This window comes from Arthrobacter sp. ISL-30 (assembly GCF_018613855.1).
Classification (GTDB): Bacteria; Actinomycetota; Actinomycetes; order Actinomycetales; family Micrococcaceae; genus Arthrobacter.
Window position 1 is genome coordinate 14,164 of sequence record NZ_JAGGPK010000023.1, and the last position, 24,118, is coordinate 38,281.

The 24,118-nt window shown below is 64.2% G+C and carries 20 protein-coding genes and 1 pseudogene; 13 read left to right on the plus strand and 8 right to left on the minus strand.

Annotated elements, in window-relative coordinates; all coding sequences use genetic code 11:
• Positions 1-92: 92 nt before the first annotated feature.
• The 7 genes and pseudogenes from J7E82_RS10040 to J7E82_RS10070 all read right to left on the minus strand — a co-directional run bounded on the left by J7E82_RS10040 (position 93) and on the right by J7E82_RS10070 (position 8,731).
• The gene (locus J7E82_RS10040; protein ID WP_214862467.1) at positions 93-1,466 is read right to left on the minus strand and encodes an L-serine ammonia-lyase; all 1,374 of its coding nucleotides are present in this window, start codon (positions 1,464-1,466) and stop codon (positions 93-95) included.
• Positions 1,466-2,104 (minus strand): sarcosine oxidase subunit gamma, encoded by a 639-nt coding sequence (locus J7E82_RS10045; RefSeq protein ID WP_214862468.1) that lies wholly within the window; start codon positions 2,102-2,104, stop codon positions 1,466-1,468. Before J7E82_RS10045 ends, J7E82_RS10040 begins: the two co-directional genes overlap by 1 nt.
• Positions 2,097-5,048: a sarcosine oxidase subunit alpha family protein gene (locus J7E82_RS10050; protein WP_214862469.1), complete on the minus strand. Its 2,952-nt coding sequence runs from the start codon at positions 5,046-5,048 to the stop codon at positions 2,097-2,099. The genes J7E82_RS10045 and J7E82_RS10050 overlap by 8 nt, the downstream gene beginning before the upstream one ends.
• A 32-nt stretch (positions 5,049-5,080) precedes the next feature.
• Positions 5,081-5,350, minus strand: a pseudogene (locus tag J7E82_RS10055) (sarcosine oxidase subunit delta); the annotation flags it as partial.
• Positions 5,351-5,369: 19 nt separating this feature from the next.
• Complete coding sequence (locus J7E82_RS10060; RefSeq protein ID WP_374223606.1) at positions 5,370-6,590, minus strand: sarcosine oxidase subunit beta family protein; 1,221 nt, start codon at positions 6,588-6,590, stop codon at positions 5,370-5,372.
• Positions 6,587-7,885, minus strand: coding sequence for a serine hydroxymethyltransferase (gene glyA / locus J7E82_RS10065; protein ID WP_214862471.1), 1,299 nt, complete (start codon positions 7,883-7,885; stop codon positions 6,587-6,589). The genes J7E82_RS10060 and glyA overlap by 4 nt, the downstream gene beginning before the upstream one ends.
• Positions 7,886-8,053: 168 nt before the next feature.
• Positions 8,054-8,731: a GntR family transcriptional regulator gene (locus tag J7E82_RS10070; protein ID WP_214862472.1), complete on the minus strand. Its 678-nt coding sequence runs from the start codon at positions 8,729-8,731 to the stop codon at positions 8,054-8,056.
• 137 nt (positions 8,732-8,868) lie between these two features.
• Here J7E82_RS10070 and purU point away from each other — a divergent pair, with 137 nt between their 5' ends.
• The 4 genes from purU (at position 8,869) to J7E82_RS10090 (ending at position 13,955) form a co-directional block, all read left to right on the plus strand.
• Positions 8,869-9,780: a formyltetrahydrofolate deformylase gene (gene purU, locus J7E82_RS10075; protein ID WP_214862473.1), complete on the plus strand. Its 912-nt coding sequence runs from the start codon at positions 8,869-8,871 to the stop codon at positions 9,778-9,780.
• Between the two features lie 54 nt (positions 9,781-9,834).
• Positions 9,835-12,327, plus strand: coding sequence for an FAD-dependent oxidoreductase (locus J7E82_RS10080; protein WP_214862474.1), 2,493 nt, complete (start codon positions 9,835-9,837; stop codon positions 12,325-12,327).
• A gap of 129 nt (positions 12,328-12,456) precedes the next feature.
• Entirely contained in the window at positions 12,457-13,083 is a 627-nt protein-coding gene (locus J7E82_RS10085) for a cyclodeaminase/cyclohydrolase family protein (RefSeq protein ID WP_214862475.1), read from the plus strand.
• Entirely contained in the window at positions 13,080-13,955 is an 876-nt protein-coding gene (locus tag J7E82_RS10090) for a bifunctional 5,10-methylenetetrahydrofolate dehydrogenase/5,10-methenyltetrahydrofolate cyclohydrolase (protein ID WP_214862476.1), read from the plus strand. The genes J7E82_RS10085 and J7E82_RS10090 overlap by 4 nt, the downstream gene beginning before the upstream one ends.
• 123 nt (positions 13,956-14,078) lie before the next feature.
• Here the strand turns inward: J7E82_RS10090 and J7E82_RS10095 are convergent, their stop codons facing one another.
• Positions 14,079-14,729 carry a GntR family transcriptional regulator gene (locus J7E82_RS10095; RefSeq protein ID WP_214862488.1) on the minus strand — a complete coding sequence of 217 codons (651 nt, stop codon included), beginning with the start codon at positions 14,727-14,729 and terminating at the stop codon, positions 14,079-14,081.
• Positions 14,730-14,953: 224 nt separating this feature from the next.
• On the opposite strand from J7E82_RS10095, the gene J7E82_RS10100 reads away from it, so the two are divergent.
• The 9 genes from J7E82_RS10100 to J7E82_RS10140 all read left to right on the plus strand — a co-directional run.
• The gene (locus tag J7E82_RS10100) at positions 14,954-15,826 is read left to right on the plus strand and encodes a methylenetetrahydrofolate reductase (RefSeq protein WP_214862477.1); all 873 of its coding nucleotides are present in this window, start codon (positions 14,954-14,956) and stop codon (positions 15,824-15,826) included.
• 12 nt (positions 15,827-15,838) lie between these two features.
• The gene (locus J7E82_RS10105) at positions 15,839-18,166 is read left to right on the plus strand and encodes an FdhF/YdeP family oxidoreductase (RefSeq protein WP_214862478.1); all 2,328 of its coding nucleotides are present in this window, start codon (positions 15,839-15,841) and stop codon (positions 18,164-18,166) included.
• Entirely contained in the window at positions 18,163-18,765 is a 603-nt protein-coding gene (folE, locus tag J7E82_RS10110; protein ID WP_214862479.1) for a GTP cyclohydrolase I FolE, read from the plus strand. Before J7E82_RS10105 ends, folE begins: the two co-directional genes overlap by 4 nt.
• A 177-nt stretch (positions 18,766-18,942) precedes the next feature.
• Positions 18,943-19,347, plus strand: a complete 405-nt coding sequence (locus J7E82_RS10115) for a heme-binding protein (protein WP_214862480.1) — start codon at positions 18,943-18,945, stop codon at positions 19,345-19,347.
• Positions 19,348-19,599: 252 nt separating this feature from the next.
• Positions 19,600-20,817 (plus strand): formaldehyde dehydrogenase, glutathione-independent, encoded by a 1,218-nt coding sequence (gene fdhA / locus J7E82_RS10120; protein ID WP_214862481.1) that lies wholly within the window; start codon positions 19,600-19,602, stop codon positions 20,815-20,817.
• Between the two features lie 165 nt (positions 20,818-20,982).
• The gene (locus tag J7E82_RS10125; RefSeq protein WP_308113743.1) at positions 20,983-22,245 is read left to right on the plus strand and encodes a molybdopterin molybdotransferase MoeA; all 1,263 of its coding nucleotides are present in this window, start codon (positions 20,983-20,985) and stop codon (positions 22,243-22,245) included.
• On the plus strand, positions 22,233-23,114 hold the full coding sequence (gene fdhD, locus J7E82_RS10130) for a formate dehydrogenase accessory sulfurtransferase FdhD (protein WP_214862482.1): 882 nt from the start codon (positions 22,233-22,235) through the stop codon (positions 23,112-23,114). The genes J7E82_RS10125 and fdhD overlap by 13 nt, the downstream gene beginning before the upstream one ends.
• Positions 23,101-23,586 (plus strand): molybdenum cofactor biosynthesis protein MoaE, encoded by a 486-nt coding sequence (locus J7E82_RS10135; RefSeq protein ID WP_214862483.1) that lies wholly within the window; start codon positions 23,101-23,103, stop codon positions 23,584-23,586. Before fdhD ends, J7E82_RS10135 begins: the two co-directional genes overlap by 14 nt.
• Before the next feature lie 7 nt (positions 23,587-23,593).
• Positions 23,594-24,118, plus strand: a 525-nt coding sequence (locus J7E82_RS10140; protein WP_214862484.1) for a catalase, incomplete at its 3' end; no start/stop codon positions are given.

Consider the following 24,118-nt stretch of genomic DNA (forward strand, 5'->3'; position numbering starts at 1 on the left):
GGGGGCCGGACGCCTGTGAAGCCAGGCAGTTATGTTTGCGGTAAAAGCCCCGGGCATCCATGGACACCCGGGGCTACAAGTACTTCACCGGATCAGCACTCGATGACGTTCACGGCGAGGCCGCCCCGTGAGGTCTCCTTGTATTTGACCTTCATATCGGCGCCGGTCTCCCTCATGGTCTTGATGGCCTTGTCGAGGGATACCTTGTGGCTGCCGTCGCCGTGCAGGGCAAGGCGGGCGGCGTTGATGGCTTTGACGCTGGCGATCGCGTTCCGTTCGATGCAGGGAATCTGCACCAGTCCGCCCACGGGGTCGCAGGTCAGGCCGAGGTTGTGTTCGATCCCCACTTCGGCGGCGTTCTCCACCTGTTCGGGCGTTCCGCCGAGCACCTCACAGAGGCCCGCGGCAGCCATGGAGCAGGCGGAACCCACCTCGCCCTGGCAGCCCACTTCGGCGCCGGAGATGGAGGCATTGATCTTAAACAGGATTCCGACGGCGGCCGCAGCCAGCAGGAAGCGGACCACGCCGTCGTCGTTGGCGCCGGGAACGAACTTCACGTAATAGTGCAGCACCGCCGGGACGATGCCGGCCGCCCCGTTGGTAGGTGCCGTGACGATCCGCCCGCCGGCGGCGTTCTCCTCGTTGACGGCCAGCGCGAACAAGTTGACCCATTCCATCGCCCGGAGCGGGTCGGTCACCCCGGTGTCCGCCGTCAGGGTCTGGAATAACGACGGCGCCCGGCGCCTCACGTTCAGGCCGCCTGGCAGGATCCCTTCCGCAGCACAGCCGTTGTCCACGCATTCGCGCATCACCGCCCACAGCCCCAGCAGCTTCTCCCGGAGTTCCACTTCGCTGCGCCAGGTCAGTTCGTTGGCGAGCATTACGTCCGAGATGGACATGCTTTCGCGGCGGCAGATCTCCAAGAGTTCGTCCGCCGTGCTGAACGGGTAGGGCAGAACGGTGGTGTCGGCAACGACCCGGTCGCTGGCCTCGGCGTCCCCGTCAACGACGAAGCCGCCCCCGATCGAATAGAAGCTCCGCTCGCTGAGGACGGTTCCAGCGTGGTCCAGGGCGCGGAACGTCATGCCGTTGGGGTGGGCCGGGAGGGCCTTGCGCCGGTGCAGCACCACGTCCTCGTCCCAGTTGAAGTCCACCCGGTGGTCCCCACACACCCACAGTTCGGCATCGAGGGCGGCGGCGGCTACTTGGTCATCAGCCGTGGAGGTGTCCACGGTTTCGGGGTCCAGCCCCTTGAAGCCCAGGACCACGGCCTTGTCGGAGCCGTGGCCCCGCCCGGTGGCCCCGAGCGAGCCGAACAGTTCGGCCTGCACGCGCCTGGTGGAGCTCAGGTGTCCTTCGCTTTTGAGCCCGTCGGCGAACAGCTTCGCTGCCCGCATTGGGCCGACCGTATGTGACGACGACGGCCCGATGCCAACGGAAAACAGATCCAGGACGCTAAGTGCCATTAAGGGACCTCAGGGGAGGCGTATTCCCGCATGGCATCCAGGAGCCAGCGGCCCAGGAACTCTGCGAACGAGGCGCGTGGGAAGATCCGGTAGCTCTCGTCGCCCGTCTTCCACAGGACCACGGGGATGTTGCCGATTTCCGTGGAAAGCGCCGTGCCGGCTTTGAACTCGCGGGGGTGGAGGTCCAGCGAACAGCCCTTTTCCAGGACTGCCCGGGACCGCGGTCCGGCGAGTTCAAAGGTGGTGCGGTTGGCGGAGAGGTCCACCACCTGGCCTTCGCCGTCCGCCAGCGCTTCCCGCAGTGCCTGGATCAGGTCACCGCCCAGCGACTCGTGGGCTTCCATGGGTGCCACCACCAGGAATTCCTCGGGCCCGAGCCACAGCACGGAGGTGTCGCCAGTACCGCTCACGGCGCCGCACGTTGCGGGCAGCCCGCCCGTGACTGACGCGATCCTCTGCCCGGCCTCGGTGTCCCGGCCAACCCGGATCCCAACCATGGTCAGGAACGTGATTTCGCTCAGTTCCACCGTTCCGCGGAGGGAACCGGCTTCAAATGCTTCCTTGAGCAGCGCAGCCGGGCTGGTTCGCAAGGACAGGTTCGTCACGCGGGAGGTTTTGGGTGCTGCTGTTTCAGCCATCTTTGCGGGTCCCTTCGGGGTCAAAAAGTACGGTTTCTGCGACAACAACGTCAACGAGATCGTTTCCGGCGGCGGCCACCATGGTCTCGCCAATCCGGTTGCGGCCGTTCTTGACCAGTGCCAGGGCAAAGGATCTGCCCAGCGCAGCGCTGTGGTAGCTGGAGGTGACAAATCCCTGCATGGGCACCGGGCCGTACGCGGAGTTCACCGGGATACCCTTTTCCAGAAGCTGGGTGCCTTCCGGCAACCGGATGGTGCCGTCAACGGGCAGCACGCTGACCAGGTGCTTGCGGTCTTCACGCTGCGCGTCCACCCGGGAGTAGGAGCGCTTGCCGATGAAGTCCTTGGCCTTGGAAACGATCCATTCCATGCCGGCATCCTGCGGGGTGACGGTGCCGTCCGTGTCCTGGCCAACGATCGGGTAGCCCTTTTCGGCGCGGAGCACGTGCATGGTTTCCGTGCCGTAGGGGGTGATGTTGAATTCGGCCCCGGCGGCGGCAACGGCTTCCCAGGTGTTCAGCCCGTACCAGGTGGGCACGTTGATTTCGTAGGCCAGTTCGCCGGAGAAGGAGATCCGGCAGATCCGGGCGCGGACGCCTGAGGCGAGGGTGGTTTCGCGGAAGGTCATAAAGGGGAAGGCTTCGGCTTCCAGCCCGCCGTTGGCGGCCAGTTCCGGTGCCACCTTGGCGAGGACATCGCGGGATTTCGGTCCGACGACGGCGATGGTGCTCCACTGCTCGGTCACCGAGGTGCAGTGCACGTCCAGTTCCGGCCATTCGGTCTGCAGCCATTCCTCCAGCCAGTCCAGCACCTTGGCGGCGCCGCCGGTGGTGGTAGTCATGAAGTAGCGGTCCTCGTCGAGGCGGAGGGTAACGCCGTCGTCGAAGATCATGCCGTCCGGAGTGCACATCACGCCGTAGCGGGCGGAGCCTGGGGCGAGCTTCTTGAACGCGTTGGTGTAGACCCGGTTCAGGAACTCGCCCGCGTCCTTGCCGCGGATCTCGATCTTGCCCAGCGTGGTGGCGTCCATGAAGCCCACGGATTCGCGGACGGCCGCGCATTCACGAAGCACGGCCTCGTCCATGTCCTCCCCGTCCTGCGGGTAGTACCAGGGCCGCTTCCACTGTCCGACGTCCTCGAACAGGGCCCCCTTGGAAACGTGCCAGGGGTGGATGGACGTGACGCGGGCGGGGTCGAAGAGCTCACCGCGCTGGCGTCCGGCCAGCGCCGCGAAGGCTACCGGAGTGAACGGTGCACGGTACGTGGTTGTGCCGATATCGCCGATGCCCCGGGACGCTTCGCCCGCCTGGCGGAGCGCGGCGGCGATGACGCCGATCGCGTTGACGCCGGAAGTCTTGCCCTGGTCATTGGCGGTGCTGATGGAGGTGTAGCGCTTGATGTGCTCCACGGACCGCATCCCGGCTCCGGTGGAGCGCAGGACGTCAGCGACGCTCTGGTCCCGCTGGAAGTCAACGAAGTGGTGGTGCCAGTCATCCGGGGTGCCGGCCTGTCCGGGAACCAGCCACAGCTGCCGGGTCGGGGCGGACGCCCTCGGTTCGCCGATGACGGCCGGCGTTGTGTCTGATGTGGAGCCGGAGGCAATGGCTGCCGCGGCACCGGCGGAGATGCCTTCGGCGAGGCAGTCGGCGAGTTCGAAGCTGCCTCGTCCGGAGCCGACTATCTGCTGGTTGGGGACAACGGTGCTCGGCACAAAAGCCGCCAGGTCGTCGTCCCAGCGCAGCTTGCCCTGCCGCTGGGAGTGAAGGTGGACCAGCGGGCTCCAGCCGCCGGAGACGGCCAGCAGGTCGCAGGCGATCTCTTCGACGCCGGAGGTGAGTTCGCCGTCGTCGTTGATGCTGCGGACGGTGACGGCATTCAGCCGGCCGTCTGCGGACTCCGATGCTGCGGCGGTGTTGGCCACCGCGCTGCCTACCAGCACCCGGGTACCGGCTTCGACGGCGGCAGCAGCCACCTCGGTCAGCTTGGGGCGGGCGTCTACAACGGCGGCGATCTTGACACCGGCGGCGCGCAGGTCGGCGGCCAAGGCATAGGCGCTGTCGTTGGTGGTGCTGATGACCACGCGCTTGCCAGCGGCCACGGCGTAGCGGTTCAGGTAGCTGCGGACGGCGGAGGCCAACATGATGCCGGGGCGGTCATTGTTCTCGAACACCAGCGGACGCTCGTGGGCGCCGGGAGCCAGCACCACCTGCTGGGCACGAATGTGCCAAATCCGCTGCCGTGAGACACCGGGAGCTGCCGGGCTGGACAGGTGGTCGGTCCGGTTCTGGACGGCGATGACGTAGTTGGCGTCGTAGGCGCCGAAGGCCGTGGTGCGGTTCAGGACAGTGGACTCGGGGCCGGATACGAGTTCGGCTTCGACGTCGGCAACCCATTCCAGGGCGGGCTTGCCCTCGATGGTCTCGGCGAGCTCCGGCGCGGTGGAGCCGGAGAGCAGGGAGCCGCCCAGTTCGGGCTGGTCGTCAAGCAGCATCACGCGGGCACCGGTACGGACTGCCTCGCGGGCTGCGGCCAGGCCGGCAGGACCGCCGCCAATCACCAGGACATCGGTGTGGACGTACTTCTTGTCGTATTCCGCGCGGTCATCCTCGGGGTCGAGGCGGCCCAGGCCATTGAGCAGTTCGACCTTCAGGCCGTCCACCAGGGAAACTGTGGTGGCGGGGAGCATGGACTCGGCCACATGGCCGGGGAACCGCGGTGCCACCTTGACCAGCGCGTTGGCTTCCTCCACGCCGGCGGACATGATGCCGCGGGGCCGGTCCTCGTAGAGCGAGTTGCCGACGGCGATCCGGCCGTTGGCGAGCAGGGCCGAGGCCAGCGTGTCCCCGGGGTGGCCAGTGAACTCCTCGCCATCGACGGTGAAACGCCACGAGATGGTGCGGTCAATGCGGCCGCCGATGCTGAGGCGGGCGTTCTGGGAAGTCACTTGGCTGCTCCTTCCGGGGCGGCAGGGGTGGTATCAGGGCGGAGGGCGCCCATGGGGTAGACGGCCTTGATGTCATAGCTCACAGTGTCCCGAAGTATGTTGAACCACTGCCGGCAGCCGGTGCTGTGGACCCAGCGCTCGGCGAAAGTGCCCTTGGTGTTGTCCCGGTAGAACAGGTACTCGGCCCATTCACGGTCATTCAGTTGGTTGGGGTTTTCCGGGTATGCCACGTGGGCCTGGCCGCCGTAATGGAATTCGGTTTCATCCCGGGGGCCGCAGTTGGGGCATGAGATCAGCAGCATGTGCGTTGTCTTTCTGGGGCTAGTGGGCCACGGCGGCGGCGCCGTGTTCGTCGATGAGGGCGCCGGTTTCGAAGCGCTCCAGGGAGAACGGTGCGTTCAGCTTGTGCGGCGCTCCGGTGGCGATGGTGTGGGCGAAGGTGAGCCCCGCGGCGGGGGTTCCCTTGAACCCGCCGGTGCCCCAGCCGCAGTTCACGAACATGTTCTCCACCGGTGTGGTGCCCACGATCGGCGAGGCGTCCAGCGTGGTGTCCACGATGCCGCCCCAGGTCCGGAGCACGTGGGCTCGGGCGAAAATGGGGAAGAGTTCGACGGCGGCCGCCATCTGCTGCTCAATCACGTGGAAGGAGCCGCGCTGGCCGTACCCGTTGTAGGAGTCCACTCCGGCACCCATGACCAGCTCACCCTTGTGGGCCTGGGAGACGTAGACGTGCACGTGGTTGGACATGACCACTGTGGGGTGGACCGGTTCGTGCAGTTCGGAAACCAGCGCCTGGAGCGGGTGGGATTGGATGGGGAGCCGGAAACCGGCCATTTCAGCCAGGACCGAGCTGTGCCCGGCGGCGCAGAGGCCCACCTTTTCGGTGTTGATGGTGCCGCGGTTGGTCTTGACACCAACCACGCGGTTTCCGTCCTTGACGAAGCCGGTGACTTCGCAGTTCTGGATGATGTCCACACCCAGCTCATCGCACTTGCGGGCGAAGGCCCACGCCACGTGGTCGTGCTTGGCGATCCCTGCGCGCGGCTGGTACGTGGCGCCCATGACGGGGTAGCGGATGTTGTCGCTGATGTTAAGGATGGGGCAGAGTTCCTTGACCTGCTGCGGGTCCAGCCATTCAGCGTCCACGCCATTGAGCTTGTTGGCACCTACGCGGCGCATGCTTTCGCGGACGTCGCCCAGCGTGTGCGCAAGGTTCATTACACCGCGCTGGCTGAACAGGAAGTCGTACTCGAGCTCCTCCGGCAGGATTTCCCACAGTTTGAGGGCGTGCTCATAGATGGCGGCGCTCTCGTCCCAGAGGTAGTTGGAACGGATGATGGTGGTGTTCCGCGCCATGTTGCCGCCGGCCAGCCAGCCCTTTTCGAGAACGGCGATGTTGGTCATGCCGTGATTCTTGGCCAGGAAGTATGCGGTGGCCAGGCCGTGGCCGCCGCCGCCAACGATGACTGCGTCGTAGGAAGGCTTCGGGTCCGGGTTATGCCAGAGGAATTCCGGGTGCTCAGGAAGCAGGTCGGCCATCATGCCACCTCGTTCGCGTCAGAGGAGAGGTTGGGGTAGAGCGGGAACTTGCCGGCCAGGATTTCTACCCGCTGCCGTAGTTCTGCCACGGTCTCGTCGCTGAACTCGTGCTTGAGGGCTGCGGCGATAATGTCCGCGACCTCGGTGAATTCGGCCTTCCCGAACCCCCGGGTGGCCAGTGCCGGCGTGCCAATACGAAGTCCGGAAGAGACCATCGGCGGACGCGGGTCAAAGGGCACGGCGTTGCGGTTGACTGTGATGCCGATCCTGTGCAGGCGGTCTTCGCCCTGCTGGCCATCCAGTTCCGAATGGCGCAGATCCACCAGGACCAGGTGTACGTCGGTGCCACGGCTGACCACTGTCACGCCGGACTCTGCAACGTCGGCGGCCAGCAGGCGTTCCGCGATGATGCGGGCGCCTTCCAGGGTGCGTTCCTGGCGGTCACGGAACGCTGGCTCTGCAGCGAGCTTGAATGCCACGGCCTTCCCAGCAATAACGTGCTCCAGCGGGCCACCCTGCTGTCCGGGGAACACTGCGGAGTTGATCTTCTTGGCGATGTCGGCGTCGTTGGTCAGGATCACTCCACCGCGCGGGCCGCCAAGGGTCTTGTGGGTGGTGCTCGTGACGATGTGGGCGTGGGGCACGGGGTTGGGGTGAAGCCCGGCGGCCACCAGGCCTGCGAAATGCGCCATGTCCACCATCAGGTAGGCGCCTACGAGGTCCGCGATGCGGCGGAACTCGGCGAAGTCCAGCTGCCGGGTGTAAGCGGACCAGCCGGCGACGATCAGCTTCGGCTTGTTCTCAATTGCCAGACGCTCAACTTCAGCCATGTCAATCAGCATGGTGTTCTCGTCGACTCCATACGGGACCACTTTGTAGAGCTTGCCGGAGAAGTTGATTCGCATCCCGTGCGTCAAGTGGCCACCGTGTGCGAGGTTCAGCCCCAGGATGGTGTCACCGGGCTGGATCAGGGCGAACATCGCCGCTGCATTGGCCTGGGCGCCTGAGTGGGGCTGCACATTGGCGAATTCGGATCCGAACAATGACTTAAGACGGTCGATGGCCAGCTGCTCGACCACATCAACGTGTTCGCAGCCGCCGTAGTAACGCTTGCCCGGGTAGCCTTCGGCATACTTGTTGGTCAGGACGGATCCCTGCGCCTCCATGACGGCAGTCGGCGCAAAGTTTTCGGAGGCGATCATCTCCAGCGTGCCCTGCTGGCGCAGCAGCTCCTGCTGAACGGCTGCGTGGATCGCAGGATCGGTCTCTGCGAGCGTACGGGTCAGAACGTCGACCATCTTTTCTCCTCTGCTATCTAATATCCTGTTGATATATTAGTTTCGTGACTCAAGTATGCTATCCAGCCCAATGGGTGTCAACAGATTTTTCAGGCCGTCCCAGAGGCGCCGGAAGCGCGGCTTGAAGGGGCCGCGCATCCGGGAACACATGGAGAGGTGGGGCTCAGATCAGGTGAAGAGTGCCGTTCGGACGGCATCCTCGAAACCGCTGACATGGCTCCTCGCCAGGTCACCGGCCCGCTCCTCATCGCCGTCTATCACCGCGCCGAGCAGGTCCAGGTGCTCATGCACGTGGCGGGAGAGATCGGGGAGGCGATCCAGCACCATGCACCAAATGCGGGTGGCGAGATTGTCGTAGCGGATCAGGACATCTTCGAGGTGGGGGTTGGCCGCAGCCGCGTAGATGCCTTGATGCACCCGCGCATCGAGGCGCAGGGTTTCAACGACGGAGGCCGCGTGGGTATCGAAGGACTCAACAGCCTGCATCACAGCCCGCAGCCGTTCCCGCTGCCGCTCCGTGGCCACCCGGGCAGCACGGGACGCTGCGAGCGGTTCAAGCTGCGTCCGGATTTCGGAAATGAAAGCGAGGTCAGTCACCTCCACCCGCGTGGCAAAAGTGCCCCTCCGCGGGTACGAAACCACCAGGCGGTCAAGCTCAAGCCGCTTCAAAGCCTCACGCACCGGAGTCCGCCCCATGCCGAGGTCCTTGGCGAGGTGGTCGTCGTTGAGGAGATCGCCGGGTTTGATGTCAAGCATCAGCAGTCGGTCGCGGATGCGCTCGTACGCCACGTCCGCCAATGACTTCTTGACTGCGTCTTCCGCGATTGCCAAAGCTTCAACTGCCATGACCCGGACCCCTTTCCATTCAAGCCAAACAGGCTGTTGACCTCGCCCACTGACCAGTATACGCTGATTCCCAACCCTAATATATCAGTTTATGTTCTGCGAATATATCTAACGGGAAGATATCTAAAGGAGGAGACATGACCCTAGTGACAGACTCATCAACCAGCACGCTGGCTCAGACCGACCCCCGCGTGAATGACAAGGCCCAGAAGTTCGTACTCACACTGTCGTGCGTTGAACGTGCCGGTATTGTCCAGGCCGTCACCACTTTTCTATTCGAACGTGGCTTCAATATCGAAGAGCACCAGCAGTTCGACGACGGACTCCGCGAGACGCTGCACCTGCGCACGGCATTCTCGGGTTCCCCCGAGTACACGCCGGAGAGGCTCCAGGAGGAGTTCAAGGCTATTGCGGACCGCTTCGAGATGAAGTTCAGCTTCCATGACCAGACCAAGCAGCGCATTCTTGTGATGGTGTCCAAGTTCGGCCACTGCCTGAATGACCTGATCTTCCGCTGGCGCGGCGGCAGCCTCGGCGGCGACATCGTCCTCGTGGTTTCCAACCATGAAACCCACCGGGCCATGGCTGAAGCAGCCGGCCTCCCCTTCCTCTATGTCCCGGTGACACCCGAGACCAAGGCAGACGCCGAACAGCGCCTGCTGGATCTCATCGACGAATATGACATCGACCTCGTGGTGCTGGCCCGATACATGCAGGTGCTGTCCGATGACCTTTGCCGCTCCCTTGAAGGCCGCGCCATCAACATCCACCACTCCTTCCTGCCCGGATTCAAGGGGGCCCGCCCGTATCACCAGGCGTACGACCGTGGCGTCAAGCTGGTGGGCGCCACAGCCCACTACGTGACTGCGGAACTGGATGAAGGGCCGATCATCGAACAGGAAGTCATCCGGGTGGACCACAGCTACGGGCCCACAGCACTGTCAACAGTCGGGCAGGACGCGGAAGCGCTGGCGCTGGCCCGCGCCGTGCGGTGGCACTGCGAGCACCGTGTGTTGCTGGACCAAACCAGCACGGTCGTGTTCCGGTAAGCACGACCACCACATCAGCAGAGACAACACACGAAAACCAGCAGGAGAAACCACATGGCTTCGACGCCAAGCATTGTCATTATTGGAGCGGGAATCGTCGGCACGAACCTGGCCGACGAACTGGTCACGCGGGGTTGGAACAACATCACCGTCCTGGACCAGGGACCCCTGAATATGCCTGGCGGCTCTACGTCCCACGCCCCGGGCCTCGTTTTCCAGACGAACCCTTCAAAGACCATGGCTGCCTTCGCCAAGTACACCGTTGAGAAGCTCCTGTCCCTAAGCGAGGATGGCGTCAGCTGCTTCAACCAGGTCGGTGGCCTGGAAGTTGCCACCACCGAGACCCGCCTCGCGGACCTGAAGCGGAAGCTCGGCTATGCCGCCGCGTGGGGTATCGAAGGCAAGATCCTCACCCGCGCTGAGTGCAAGGAGCTTTACCCGCTCCTTAACGAGGAAGACATCCTTGGCGGCTTCCACGTTCCCAGCGACGGCCTGGCACGCGCTGCGCGTGCAGTCCAGCTGCTGATCAAGCGGACGGAAGCCGCAGGCGTCAAGTACCTGGGCAACACCACGGTGACGGGCATCGAACAGTCCAACCGCCGGGTCACCGGCGTCCAGACCTCCGAAGGCACCATCCCTGCCGACATCGTGGTCTCCTGCGCCGGTTTCTGGGGCGCCAAGATCGGCGAGATGATCGGGATGTCAGTCCCGCTCCTGCCGTTGGCCCACCAATATGTAAAGACCACACCGGTCCCGGCGCAGAAGGGCCGCAACGAACTGCCCAACGACGCCTCCCTGCCGATCCTGCGGCACCAGGACCAGGACCTCTACTACCGCGAGCACGGCGACCGCTACGGCATCGGCTCCTACGCGCACCGGCCCATGCCCGTGAACGTTGATGAGCTGGGCTCCTACGACCCCAACGCCATCAGTGAACACAACATGCCCTCCCGCCTCGACTTCACCCTGGAGGACTTCCTCCCGGCATGGGAAGCTACGAAGCAGCTGCTGCCGGCCCTCCGCGAAAGTGACATCGAGGACGGCTTCAACGGCATCTTCTCCTTCACTCCGGACGGAGGCCCCCTGGTGGGTGAGTCCAAGGAGCTCGATGGCTTCTTCGTCGCCGAAGCCGTCTGGGTCACCCACTCGGCCGGCGTCGCCCGCGCTGTCGCCGAACTCCTGACTACCGGCAAGTCGCAGATCGACCTGGGAGAATGCGATATCCACCGGTTCGAAGAGGTCCAGCTGACCCCGGAATACGTCAGCGAAACATCCCAGCAGAACTTCGTGGAAATCTACGACGTCCTGCACCCGCTGCAGCCAAAGCTCTCTCCGCGGAACCTGCGCGTCAGCCCGTTCCACGCCCGCCACAAGCAGCTGGGCGGCTACTTCCTCGAGTCCGGCGGATGGGAGCGCCCCTACTGGTTCGAAGCCAACGCCGAACTGCTCAAGGAGATGCCCGACGAATGGCAGCCGCCGGCACGTGACGCCTGGTCCGGGATGTTCAGCTCACCCATCGCCGCCGCCGAAGCCTGGAAGACCCGCACCGCGGTGGCCATGTACGATATGACACCGCTTAAGCGCCTTGAGGTCTCCGGCCCCGGAGCCCTCAAGCTGCTGCAGGAGCTGACGACGGCGGATATGACCAAGAAGCCGGGGGCCGTCACCTACACCCTCCTGCTGGACCACGCCGGCGGCATCCGAAGCGACATCACCGTGGCCCGCCTGAGCGAAGACACCTTCCAACTCGGAGCCAATGGAAACATCGACACGGCCTACTTTGAGCGGGCCGCACGCCACCAGACGGAAAACGGAACCGCCAGCGACTGGGTCCAGGTGCGCGACACCACCGGCGGGACATGCTGCATCGGCTTGTGGGGCCCCCTCGCCCGGGACCTCATTAGCACCGTCAGCAGCGACGACTTCTCCAACGACGGCCTGCGCTACTTCCGGGCTAAGAAGGTAGTCATCGGTGGCGTCCCCGTCACCGCGATGCGGCTGTCCTACGTCGGCGAGCTGGGCTGGGAACTGTACACCAGCGCAGACAACGGCCAGCGCCTGTGGGACGTACTGTGGAAGGCAGGGCAGCCGTTCGGCGTGATCGCTGCAGGCCGCGCCGCATTCAGCTCGCTGCGCCTGGAAAAGGGCTACCGCTCGTGGGGCACTGACATGACCACCGAGCACGACCCGCTGGAAGCCGGACTCGGTTTCGCCGTGAAGATGACCAAGGACGACTTCGTCGGCAAGGCAGCACTGGAAGGCCGTACCGAGGAAAACTCCGCCCGCCGCCTGCGCTGCCTGACGGTCGACGACGGCCGCAGCATCGTGCTGGGCAAGGAACCTGTCTTCTACAAGGACCAGGCAGTTGGCTACGTCACGAGCGCCGCTTATGGCTACACCGTGGCCAAGCCGATCGCGTATGCGTACCTGCCCGCCGCCGTCTCCGTGGGTGACTCGGTGGAAATCGAGTACTTTGGCCGGCGCATCCAGGCCACGGTCACAGCGGATCCCCTGTACGACCCCACCATGACCCGGCTCCGCGGCTAACAGCCACCCGCCATTCAAGGGCACGCGGCCCGGACTCATTCCCTCGCAACCAGAGTCCGGGCCGCTGCTTTTGCATGGCAGTCCCATGCCCCAGGCCAGTCGACTAGAGCTTCAGCCCCAGGAAGACACATGATCAGTTCAGAAACAATAAACGACTACCTCGCCAGGCTTGCCTCGCGCGAACCCACTCCAGGCGGCGGCGCAGCCGCAGCACTTCACGCCGCCCAGGGGGCGGCACTTGTCGCCATGGTGGCCAGGTACACCACCGGCACGAAATACGAACAGCACGCCGTGCTCGTCGCCAGGATTATCAGCCGCGCCGACGAACTGGTGGCCCAGGCCCTGCACCTCGCGGACGCCGACCAGCACGCGTTCCAAGGCGTCATTGACGCGTACAAGCTCCCGGCCGGTACTGACGAACTCAAGGCCGCACGGGCAGCGTCCATCCAGGATGCGCTCATCCAGGCCGCGAACACGCCGGCACAGCTGATCCTCCTTGCCGGCGCCGTCGTGGATCTTGCCACAGAACTGTTCGAAGTGGCCAATGCCAACGTGATCAGCGACGTCGCCGCCGCCGTCGACGCCGCCCGGGCAGCCGCCACCACTGCACGGGTAAACATCGACATCAATGTGGTGGCCATCAAAGACACCGAAGCACGTTCCCGGCTGGCTGCCCAGACCGACGGCCTTGAGGAAAAGGTCATCCTGGCAGCCGACTCGCTCGTGAAGCGCGTGCGCGAAAGGATTCTCGGTTGAGCACCACACTCCTCCCTGGACGAAACCTGGCCAAGCTCATTCAGCAGAAGGCCCACGACCAAGCCCGGGACCTCGAAACTGAAGGCCTGCGCCCCACCCTTGCAGTGGTTGTGGCCACCGACGACGGCTCCACGCACTGGTATGTGCGTTCCATCGAACGGGCTGCAGAAAGCGCGGGCATCAATTGCCGGATCGTGGACCTGGGCCATGGCGCAACAGGACAGGTATTGGCCTCAGTCCTGAAAGACCTCAGCGCCGAGCCATCGGTCAACGGCATCATCCTGCAGACGCCATTGCCGCCTGGCGTCGACGCCGATGGGCTGGTTGGGCACATCGCCCCCGAGAAGGACATCGACGGCGCGAATCCACTGAGCCTCGGCCGCCTGGCCGTCGGGCAGGCGTCGTTCGCGCCTGCCACGGCCCGGGCCGTCACCGAGATCCTTGACCACTTCGACATCCCGGTAGCGGGCCGGAACGTCGTCGTGATTGGACGTTCCGGCGTCGTCGGAAAACCGCTGTCCCTGTTGCTGCTGGAACGCGACGCCGCGGTTACCGTCTGCCATTCAAGGTCAGGGCCGCTGGAGAAATACACCAGGACGGCCGACGTCGTGGTAGTCGCCGCCGGTCGCACCGGCCTGCTGAACGGCCGCCATATTTCCTCCGGGGCCGTGGTGATCGACGTCGGCACCAACGTCCTTCCCGACGGGACCCTGGTGGGGGATGTGGATGAAGCCAGCGTCCAGGGCATCGCTGCGGCGCTGACTCCCGTTCCCGGTGGCGTCGGCTCAGTCACCACGTCCCTGCTTCTCCTGCACACCACCGAGGCCGCGCGCGAACAGTCGCGTGCATTGGTCCTGGGAACAGCCGGGTGATCCACGGCAGGCACCCCTGGGTCAGGTAGGACCTGTTGTTTGTCCGCGCCCGTGCAGATCCTTATGCGCTCTGCACGGGCGCGGACCGTCTGACTGGACCCTGCCCCTGCCCCTGCCAGGAGGCTAGAGGACTGCCCTGATCAGGTTCTCGAAATCCGTCACATGCTTGGTGGTCAGCCGCGCAGCAGCCTCGGAATCGCCCTCCGCGATGCATTCGAGCAGCTCAATGTGCTGGGCAATATGTTCGGACACCGGAGGAAGTTTCTCCAGCACAAGGCTCCAGATCCGCGTGGCCAGATTGTCGTACCGGATCAGGACATCTTCCAGGTGCCGGCTCCCCGCGGCCCGGTAGATCATCCGGTGGACCCGCATATCCAGGCGCATAAGGTCCCGCTGGGAGTGCATCCGTGGCAGGAGCTGTTCGACTTCTTTGGCAAATTCCTTGATCTCCTGCCGCAGTTGCGACGATGCCATCCGGGCAGCCCGCGCTGCGGCCGCGGGCTCCAAAAGTTGCCGGATTTCGGAGATTTCAGCCAAATCCGTGATGTCCACCCCTGCCGCGAATGTTCCCCGGCGGGGATACGCCACCACCAGATGATCGCTCTCAAGGCGCTTCATGGCCTCCCGGATTGGTGTCCTCCCCACCCCGAGCCGCCTGGAAATCACTTCGTCGTTCAATGGTTCACCAGGCTTGATGTCCAAAACGATCAGTTCGTCGCAGAGCACCCTATAGGCGAAGTCGGCGAAGGACTCGTCCTCCTGCCTCGTTGGCAGGAAGGACCCCGAACATCCGACGGTAGTTCTCCACCGCTTGCCATTTTTATGTCTCCTCCCGGTGCACGGCTGAGCCTTGACGCGAAGGCCTCGTGTACATAGTATTTCTAGAACTGATATATCAATATTCCATCAAAAGAATGTCAACCGCTCCGGTAGGTACCAGTTGGAGATTTTCCGCTCCGGCAGGCAGTGTTGCGGTGATGCCGAAGGAACGGAGATTAATGAGCAAGGAAGCTGTTGCAAAGGTACGGCTGGAAGTGGTTCCATCCGCCGATCTGCTCACGCAACTCCCCGCGGCTTTTGACACCACGGAATCCGTCAGCGTGACGTGCCTGCCGCACCACGGACCCGCCAGGACGGTGCAGACGTCCGTAAACCTGGCGCGCCTGGGTTACCACACGGTTCCCCATCTCGCAGCCCGCAGCATCACGGGTGAGGCAGAACTCAATTCGCTGCTGCTGCAGCTGCAGGAGGCCGGCGTCTCGGAACTGTTCCTTGTCGACGGGGACCGGCGCACGCCCGCCGGTCCCTACAGCTGGAGTGGAGAACTCCTTGAAGCGGTCAACGCTTATTCACCCGACTTCTCCATAGGAATTGCCGGCTACCCGGAAGGCCACCCCCACCTTAGCCAGGAGCATCTCAGCAGCCTCCTCATGAAAGCGCCCTTGGCGTCGTCCATGGTCACGCAGATGTGCTTCTCCGCCGAGGCAATCAGCCGCTACCTCCGGAAAATCCGCAAGAGCGGCATCCAGATACCTGTGTGGGTTGGAGTCCCCGGTCCGGTCTCCGTCGGGAAACTGGTATCCCTGGGAGCACGCCTCGGAGTCGGCCGCTCGCTCAAGCTCGCCCACGGGACAGGGATGGCGGGAGCGATCTGGCGGCGGGGCGACTTCCTGAGCTATGACAGCGGACGCCTGATCCGAGAGGTTCACCAGGAGTTGGCGGGCGATCCCCTCTTTGCCGGCTTCCATGTCTACACCTTCAACGACCTCGGCCGTCTGCCTGGCCTCCTGGATGATCTGCGGGCACTGCAGCGGACCAGCACGCTGGCCCCAGGCAGCACCTTCATTCCACTGTTTCCTGCCAAGATCTGAAGGGAAGATCACATGGCTTCAAAAGCCCCCAAGCAGAATATCGACGAGTCAAAACTGAACCTGACGAAGCCCAAAACGACTGCTGTCGGCCTTCCCGCTGTTGCGAACGCGTTGAAAATTTCCCTTGAGCAGATGGGCCCGCTGCGCAGCATCCAGACACTCATGGCCGTCAACCAGGTTGACGGCTTTGACTGCATGGGCTGTGCCTGGCCTGAACACGAAAAGCGCAACGCTGCGGAATTCTGCGAGAACGGCGCCAAGGCGGTGGCTGAAGAAGCCACGCGCCGCCGTGTCACGCCTGAATTCTTCGCGAAGTACTCCATTGCGGACCTGAAAACGCGCGACGACTACTGGCTGGGTCAACAAGGCCGGCTAACGCATCCGATGCTCCTCGACGAAGGCGCAACCCACTACAAGCCCATTGAGTGGGACGACGCTTATGAGCTGATCGCCCAGGAGATCAGGGACATGGAGCACCCGGACCAGTCGGTCTTCTACACTTCCGGGCGGACATCGAACGAGGCAGCCTTCGCGTACCAGCTCCTCGTTCGGGGCATCGGGACGAACAATTTGCCGGACTGCTCCAACATGTGCCACGAATCGTCCGGCTCGGCCCTGGTCGAAACGATCGGCATCGGCAAAGGCTCCGTCAGCCTCACGGACCTGGAGACGGCGTCGCTGATTTTCGTGGCGGGTCAAAATCCCGGCACCAACCACCCGCGCATGCTCAGCGCGCTGGAGAAGGCGAAGAAGAACGGCGCCGTCATCATCTCCGTGAATCCACTCCCCGAGGCCGGGCTCCTGCGGTTCGAGAATCCGCAGAACATTTCTGGCATGGTGGTGGGCACACAACTGACCGACGACTTCCTCCAAATCCGCGCCGGCGGCGATCAGGCCCTCTTCCAGGGCCTTGGCAAATACCTCCTCGAAGCCGAAGCCCAGGGACGCAAGACCCCCGGCCTGCCCACCGTGCTGGACCATGAATTCATCAAAGACCACACCGTTGGCTTCGAGGAATACCTGCGGTACCTCGAAAAGGCCGAATGGGACGACATCGTCAAAGCCACCGGACTGACACTGGAACAGATCAAGGCCACTGGCGAACGCCTCCTGGCCTCGAGCGCCACGATCGTCTGCTGGGCCATGGGCCTGACCCAGCACAAGCACTCTGTTCCCACCCTCCGCGACGTGGTCAACGTCCTGCTTCTCCAAGGCAACATCGGAAAGCCCGGAGCCGGCGTCTGCCCGGTCCGCGGCCACTCCAACGTCCAGGGTGACCGGACCATGGGCATCTTCGAGAAGATGCCGGAGAACTTTCACGACCGCCTTGACCACGAATTCCAATTCCTCTCCCCCCGGGCGCATGGCTTCGACACCGTGGCTGCCATCCGCGCCATGCGGGACGGCAAGGTCCGCGTGTTCATCGGCATGGGCGGCAACTTCGTGCGGGCGGCCCCGGACTCCGAGGTCACGGAACAGGCACTGGCCAACACCCGCCTGACAGTGCAGATCTCCACGAAACTGAATCATTCCCACGTATCGACGGGCCGTCGTGCTCTGATCCTTCCGACGCTCGGACGTACCGAGAAAGACACCCAGCGCACAGGCGACCAGAGAGTCACCGTGGAGGATTCCATGAGTGCGGTCCACGCCTCCCGGGGACGCCTCAAGCCCGCAAGCGAGCACCTTCAGTCCGAGGTGGCCATCGTGTGTCACATCGCCGACAAAGTCTTTACGGGCAGCGACGGCCTCCCGCTCCCCAATGCTCCCAAAGCCGACTGGCTCGGCATGAGGGACGACTATTCCATCATCAGGAAACACATCGAGGCAGTCCTCAGCGGCTTCGAGAATTTCGAGGAACGGATCCAGCACCCTGGCGGGTTCGTCCTTCCCCACCCGCCCCGGGACGCCAGGAAGTTCGATACTGCTTCGGGCAAGGCCCACTTCACCGGCAACGAACTGGAGTTCATCAGGGTCCCCGCGGGACGGCTTGTCCTACAGACCCTGCGCTCCCACGACCAGTACAACACCACCATCTACGGCAAGGATGACCGCTACCGCGGCATCCACGGCGGGCGACGCGTAGTCCTGATAAACGCCGACGATATCGCTGAACTGGGGTTCACGGACGGGAACATGGTTCACCTCATCTCCGAATTCCAGGGGACCGAACGCCGCGCCGAGAACTTCCGCATCGTGTCATACTCGACGCCCAAGGGCTGCGCGGCAGCGTACTACCCGGAAACCAACGTCCTCGTGCCGCTTGACTCAGTGGCCGACACCAGCGGCACGCCGACCTCCAAGTCCGTGATCGTGCGGCTTGAGCGGGTCGAACCGTGACCGCTGCACCAACGACAGAGGCAACCGTTGCCAGGGGCGTGGACGGGCCAAGGGTTGAACGGGCTGTCCGCGAGTACCTCCTGGCCATCGGGGAGGACCCCGAAAGGCCCGGCCTGGCGGACACCCCGGCCCGCGTGGCCCGCGCCGCCGCGGAAATGTTTGGCGGCCTCCATGAGGATCCCCTTGCCGTCCTGGACAAGACCTTCGACCTCGGCCACGGTGAAATGGTCATCGTCAAGGACATCCCGTTCTATTCCACCTGCGAACATCACCTGGTGCCGTTCCATGGCCTAGCACACGTGGGCTACATCCCGTCCGCTGAGGGACTTGTCACCGGCCTCAGCAAGCTGGCCAGGCTCGTGGACGTCTTTGCTCGAAGGCCGCAGGTCCAGGAGAGACTGACCACCCAGGTGGTGGACGCGCTGGTCACATCGCTGCGCCCACTGGGTGCCATTGTGGTGATCGAGTGCGAGCACTTGTGCATGTCCATGCGGGGCATCCGCAAGCCCGGGGCAAAGACCATCACGTCTGCAGTCCGCGGTGAACTGCGCCTGCCGGCAGCACGGGCCGAGGCGCTGAGCCTCATCCACGGCCGCTAAGAAATCTCTGGACGTGCCCGCGCGGCTGCCATAGGATGTAACTGATATATCTTTAGTGACCAAGAGAAAATATCAGGCTCGTGCGTGTGAGGTTCGCGCAGTCCCGGAACGCCCCTTCAGGGCAACAACCGCCACAGCACATCGCCATACATAACAGACACCATCAAGGGAGAAACCATGTCTGACATCACCCAAGCCCAGGCCGATGCCGTCCTCAACGCCGCCCGCGACTCCGCCCGCGAAACCGGCACCGCCATGAACATCGCGGTGGTGGACGCCGGGGGCAACCTCAAAGCCTTCACGCGCATGGACGGCGCCTGGCTCGGCAGCATCGACATTTCCATCAAGAAGGCCCGCACAGCCCGCTACTTCGATATGGCAACGGGAGAAATCGGCGAACTGTCCCAGCCGGGGGGCCCGCTGTTCAACATTGAAGTCTCCAACGGCGGACTTATCTCGTTCCCGGGCGGACTCCCGCTGCACGGTGACGACGGAGCCATAATTGGTGCCATCGGAGTGAGCGGCAGCACCGTCGAGAACGACCACACCGTAGCTTCCGCAGGCGCGGCTGCCCAGCGCTAGGCAGCACCGGGATGCTGTACCACCCGGCACGGCATCCGACTGACATCCTTCGCCCTCGCGAAAGATGAGCTATCCCGTGCCCGTGAATGGTGCTTCGGTGGCCTGAAACCTGGGGAGGTATCCTCATCGAAGCACCGCTTTCGGGCAACGGGGCAGCGCCGGCAACTTTGCCGGACCAGTGCAAGGCAATCCGATACGGCAGGCCTGGCACCAAATCCCAGCACCACCCCCAGCAGCCCAAAAGGAGTGTTCATGTCAGGAAATAGAGCTGTCGCCTACAAGGAACCCGGTGTCGTCGAAATCATCAACACCGACTACCCGACGTTCGAACTCAAGGACGGGCCCGGCGTCAATCCGGCCAATGTGGGCCGGAAAGTTCCCCACGGCGCGATCCTGCGCACGGTGACCACAAACATCTGCGGCTCGGACCAGCACATGGTACGGGGCCGGACCACTGCTCCCAAGAACCTCGTCCTCGGCCATGAAATCACCGGCGAAGTGGTGGAAGTCGGTCCGGACGTGGAGTTCATCAAGGTGGGAGACATCGTCTCCGTACCCTTCAACATCTCCTGCGGCCGTTGCCGGAACTGCAAGGAGCGCAAGACCGGAATCTGCCTGAACGTCAACCCGGACCGCCCGGGCAGCGCCTACGGTTATGTGGACATGGGCGGCTGGGTGGGTGGCCAGGCGGAATACGTGCTGGTCCCCTACGCTGACTGGAACCTGCTCAGGTTCCCGGACCGCGATCAGGCCCTGGAAAAGATCATGGACCTGACCATGCTTTCCGATATCTTCCCCACCGGCTTCCACGGCGCCGTCACTGCCGGAGTGGACGTCGGATCCACCGTCTACATTGCCGGCGCAGGCCCGGTGGGGCTCGCGGCCGCCGTCGGTGCGCAGCTGCTCGGTGCCGCCGTCGTGATTGTCGGTGACATGAACGAAGACCGCCTGGCGCAGGCCCGCTCCTTCGGCTGCGAAACGGTGAACGTCTCCAACGGCGATCCGAAGGACCAGATCGAGCAAATCCTTGGCGTCCCCGAAGTGGATTGCGGCGTCGACGCCGTAGGCTTCGAAGCCCGCGGGCACGGCAAGGACGCCTCCCACGAAGCCCCGGCCACGGTGCTGAACTCCCTCATGGACATCACCGCCGCAGGCGGGGCCCTTGGCATTCCCGGCCTGTACGTCACCGGCGACCCCGGTGGAATCGACGAGGCCGCCAAACACGGCTCCCTGTCGCTGTCGCTGGGCACCGGATGGGCCAAGTCCCTGTCCTTCACCACCGGCCAGTGCCCTGTCATGTCGTACAACCGTCAGCTGATGATGGCCATCCTGCATGACAAGGTCCAGATCGCCAAGGCAGTGAACGCCAAGGCCATCTCGCTCGACGACGCTCCGCGTGGCTACGCAGAGTTCGATGCCGGAGCGGCAACAAAGTTCGTGCTGAACCCGAACGGCTACGTCAAGGCGTAGCACCCCGGCTGACGGGGCCGGGGACTGCGAAGCAAACACCACCTGGTGCACGCCTCACGGTCCCGGCTCCGCACGTTTCACCGCATCATTACCTTCAGAAAAGGGGCACCGTTGCTCGCCCAGGAAATCGCCACCAGCGGTCGCACTCCGGAGTTGCATTCTGCCGTGAGCCCATCCCGACATCCCTCCCCCACTTGGCCCGAAGCCCGGCAAATCGCTTTCGATTGCGCTCTGCCGCTCGCACCTGTGGAAGTCCCCCTCCCCTCGGCAGCAGGCCACACCCTGACCCGCGACGTGGCCGCCCTCCAGACACTCCCGCATTACGACTCCTCTGCCATGGACGGCTGGGCCGTCAACGGCAGCGGTCCCTGGGTCCTTGCCGACCATGGGTCCTTTTTGTCCCCCGGGAGTGCCAGCGTCATAGCCACCGGCGGGCGGGTACCTGCCGGCGCCCAGTCGATACTCCGCAAGGAAAGCGGCCAGATCCACCAAAACGCTGACGGCAGACCTCTCCTGCGACTCAATGACAACGCAAAGGAAGGCGAACCGGGGCCGGGCCGACACATTCGTCCTGCAGGCGAAGAGGCTGCCGCCGGTGAGGTGCTGATCCCCGCCGGCACAACGCTGAACCCGGGCCACATCGCCCTGGCCGCCGTGGCTGGCCACGACAGTCTTCAGGTGCAGCCCAGGCCGGTGGTCGGCATCGTACTGACCGGTTCCGAAGTGGTCACTGCGGGCGTTCCGGATCCCGGCCAGGTCAGGGACACCTTTGGTCCCCAGCTGGGCACGGTCATTGTCATGCTGGGAGGCACGCCCGCCGGTCCCGTGCGCATCGGGGATTCCTACACTGAATGGCTGGCGGCACTTGGCGGTTCAAAAGCATTCCCCGGCCGGATGCCAGACGTCACCATCACCACCGGCGGAACCGGCTGTTCCGAAACCGACCACTTTCGCGCCGCCGTCGCTGCCCTCGGCGGACAGTTGCTGCTGGATGGCATCGCGATGCGGCCCGGACACCCTGCAGTCCTGGCCGCGCTCCCGGACGGCCGCTTCGTCGTCGGACTGCCCGGTAATCCATTGGCAGCAATGATGGCCCTCACCACTATCGGTGCACCGCTGCTGGAGGCACTCGGAGGCAGGCCCCTAGGCGCCGTTGGGCAGGCGACGTCCGCTGCTGACATTGATCCGTGCCCAGGCCGTACGCGACTGATTCCTTGCAGGTTCATCGAGGGGCTGGCCTTCCCTGCCACGCATACCGGGCCCGGCATGATGCGTGGACTGGCTTGGGCCGACGGCGTCATGGCTGTTCCCCCTGGCGGAGTCCAGTCCGGCGAGCCGGTTCCTGTGCTCCCCCTCCCCTGGACGCAGTCCAACGAGACGATCGTTTCCACCACCAACCGAGTCCGGAGCACCGCATGGGACGCGTGACACACCGCCGCAAGATCCACCGCTTCCACGTAGACGGTTCCGGCACCGAATACCCGATACGGTTCAAGGAAGATGTACTCGCCGCCGAGGAGCCCTTGGAAATCCGGATCGGTGGCCGCTCTTTCGCGGTCACCATGAGGACCCCCGGGGACGATTTTGACCTGGTGGCCGGGTTCCTTGTTTCAGAAGGCATCATCAGTTCCCACTCCGAGCTGGTATCGCTGCGCTTTTGCGCCGGCGATGCGGGGGGAGAAAAGACGTATAACGTGATCGAGGCCCAACTGAGGCCGGACGTACCTGTGCCTGCCACCATGCGGCATGTTTACACTTCAAGCTCCTGCGGCATCTGCGGAACGGACTCGATCGACTCCGTCCGCAAGACCCTTCCCTTCGATCCTGCCCAGGACGCGCTGCAGATTCCCGTGGATGTCCTCGCCGAACTCCCTGAACGGCTTCGCGAAGCCCAGGCGGTGTTCGACAAGACGGGCGGCGTCCACGCCGCCGGCCTGTTCAAGGTGGACGGCGCCAGCCCGGAACTGCTTTGCCTCCGCGAGGATGTTGGACGCCATAACGCTGTGGACAAAGTTGTGGGATGGGCTCTGCGCCAAAACCTGTTGCCCCTGAGCGGCACCGTCCTCCAGGTATCCGGGCGCGCATCCTTCGAACTTGTCCAGAAGGCCGCCATGGCCGGCATTCCCGTCCTGTCTGCCGTGAGCGCGCCCTCCAGCCTGGCCGCCGACCTCGCCGTCGAGACTGGAGTGACGCTGGTTGGATTCAGCCGGGGACACAGCCTGAATGTGTACGCCGGCCGCGAAAGGCTGGGCCACCCGCAAAAGGTGGGCCGCGAGGAAACCTATGTCCGGATTTGACGTTGTCCTCGCCGAGCTCAGTGAGGACCCCATCTCGGTGGACAGGGCCACAGCGGCCGTCCAGGGCGACGAAGCCGGGGCCGTGGTCAGCTTCAGCGGAGTGGTCCGGAACCACGACGGCGGCATGGCCGTCAACAGATTAAGCTACTCGGCCCACCCCACGGCACAACACATCCTGGCCGAAGTCGTGGCGGAACTGGTCGCGGAGCATGCCGGGAAGGCCGACAAGCCGGTCCGCATCTGGGCCGCCCACCGCGTCGGGATGCTGGAGGTGGGTGATCCTGCACTGGTCTGTGCCGTGTCGGCAGCCCACCGTGGCCAGGCGTTTGACGTGTGCTCACAGCTTGTGGACCGGATCAAGGCCCGTGTGCCGATCTGGAAGGAGCAATTTTTTGCAGACGGCACCGTGGAATGGGTCGGCGCAGGCGAACAACTTCCTTCTGAACGTCCCTCACGAGTAATAGAGAAATAGGAGAACAATGACTGCCATTTCAACGACCCAGTCGGGTGCGCCCGTCACGTCGGACGCGCATTCCAAGTCCGTCGGCGCCGATGGTGCCATCATCCTGACCGACCACTACCTGGTCGAAAAGCTCGCCCAGTTCAACCGCGAGCGGGTTCCGGAGCGTGTGGTGCACGCCAAGGGCGGCGGTGCGTTCGGTACCTTCAAGACCACCGAGGACATCTCCAAGTACACCAAGGCAGCGTTCCTGCAGCCGGGCGTCGAGACCGAGATGCTCATCCGCTTCTCTTCCGTTGCCGGCGAGAACGGCTCCCCGGACACCTGGCGCGACCCGCGCGGCTTCGCCGTGAAGTTCTACACCTCCGAGGGCAACTACGACCTCGTGGGCAACAACACCCCGGTGTTCTTCATCCGCGACGGCATCAAGTTCCCTGACTTCATCCACTCCCAGAAGCGCCTGCCGGGCACCCACCTGCGCGACGCGGACATGCAGTGGGACTTCTGGACCCTCTCCCCCGAGTCGGCCCACCAGGTCACCTGG

Bases quoted from the DNA above. Each gene is read 5' to 3' on its own strand.
- J7E82_RS10085 (WP_214862475.1), top strand. From the start codon at position 12,457: ATGATCAGTTCAGAAACAATAAACGACTACCTCGCCAGGCTTGCCTCG.
- J7E82_RS10070 (WP_214862472.1), bottom strand. From the start codon at position 8,731: ATGGCAGTTGAAGCTTTGGCAATCGCGGAAGACGCAGTCAAGAAGTCA.
- J7E82_RS10105 (WP_214862478.1), top strand. From the start codon at position 15,839: ATGGCTTCAAAAGCCCCCAAGCAGAATATCGACGAGTCAAAACTGAAC.
- J7E82_RS10080 (WP_214862474.1), top strand. From the start codon at position 9,835: ATGGCTTCGACGCCAAGCATTGTCATTATTGGAGCGGGAATCGTCGGC.
- J7E82_RS10040 (WP_214862467.1), bottom strand. From the start codon at position 1,466: ATGGCACTTAGCGTCCTGGATCTGTTTTCCGTTGGCATCGGGCCGTCG.
- fdhA (WP_214862481.1), top strand. From the start codon at position 19,600: ATGTCAGGAAATAGAGCTGTCGCCTACAAGGAACCCGGTGTCGTCGAA.
- J7E82_RS10045 (WP_214862468.1), bottom strand. From the start codon at position 2,104: ATGGCTGAAACAGCAGCACCCAAAACCTCCCGCGTGACGAACCTGTCC.
- purU (WP_214862473.1), top strand. From the start codon at position 8,869: ATGACCCTAGTGACAGACTCATCAACCAGCACGCTGGCTCAGACCGAC.
- fdhD (WP_214862482.1), top strand. From the start codon at position 22,233: ATGGGACGCGTGACACACCGCCGCAAGATCCACCGCTTCCACGTAGAC.
- J7E82_RS10135 (WP_214862483.1), top strand. From the start codon at position 23,101: ATGTCCGGATTTGACGTTGTCCTCGCCGAGCTCAGTGAGGACCCCATC.
- J7E82_RS10115 (WP_214862480.1), top strand. From the start codon at position 18,943: ATGTCTGACATCACCCAAGCCCAGGCCGATGCCGTCCTCAACGCCGCC.
- glyA (WP_214862471.1), bottom strand. From the start codon at position 7,885: ATGGTCGACGTTCTGACCCGTACGCTCGCAGAGACCGATCCTGCGATC.
- J7E82_RS10060 (WP_374223606.1), bottom strand. From the start codon at position 6,590: ATGATGGCCGACCTGCTTCCTGAGCACCCGGAATTCCTCTGGCATAAC.
- J7E82_RS10100 (WP_214862477.1), top strand. From the start codon at position 14,954: ATGAGCAAGGAAGCTGTTGCAAAGGTACGGCTGGAAGTGGTTCCATCC.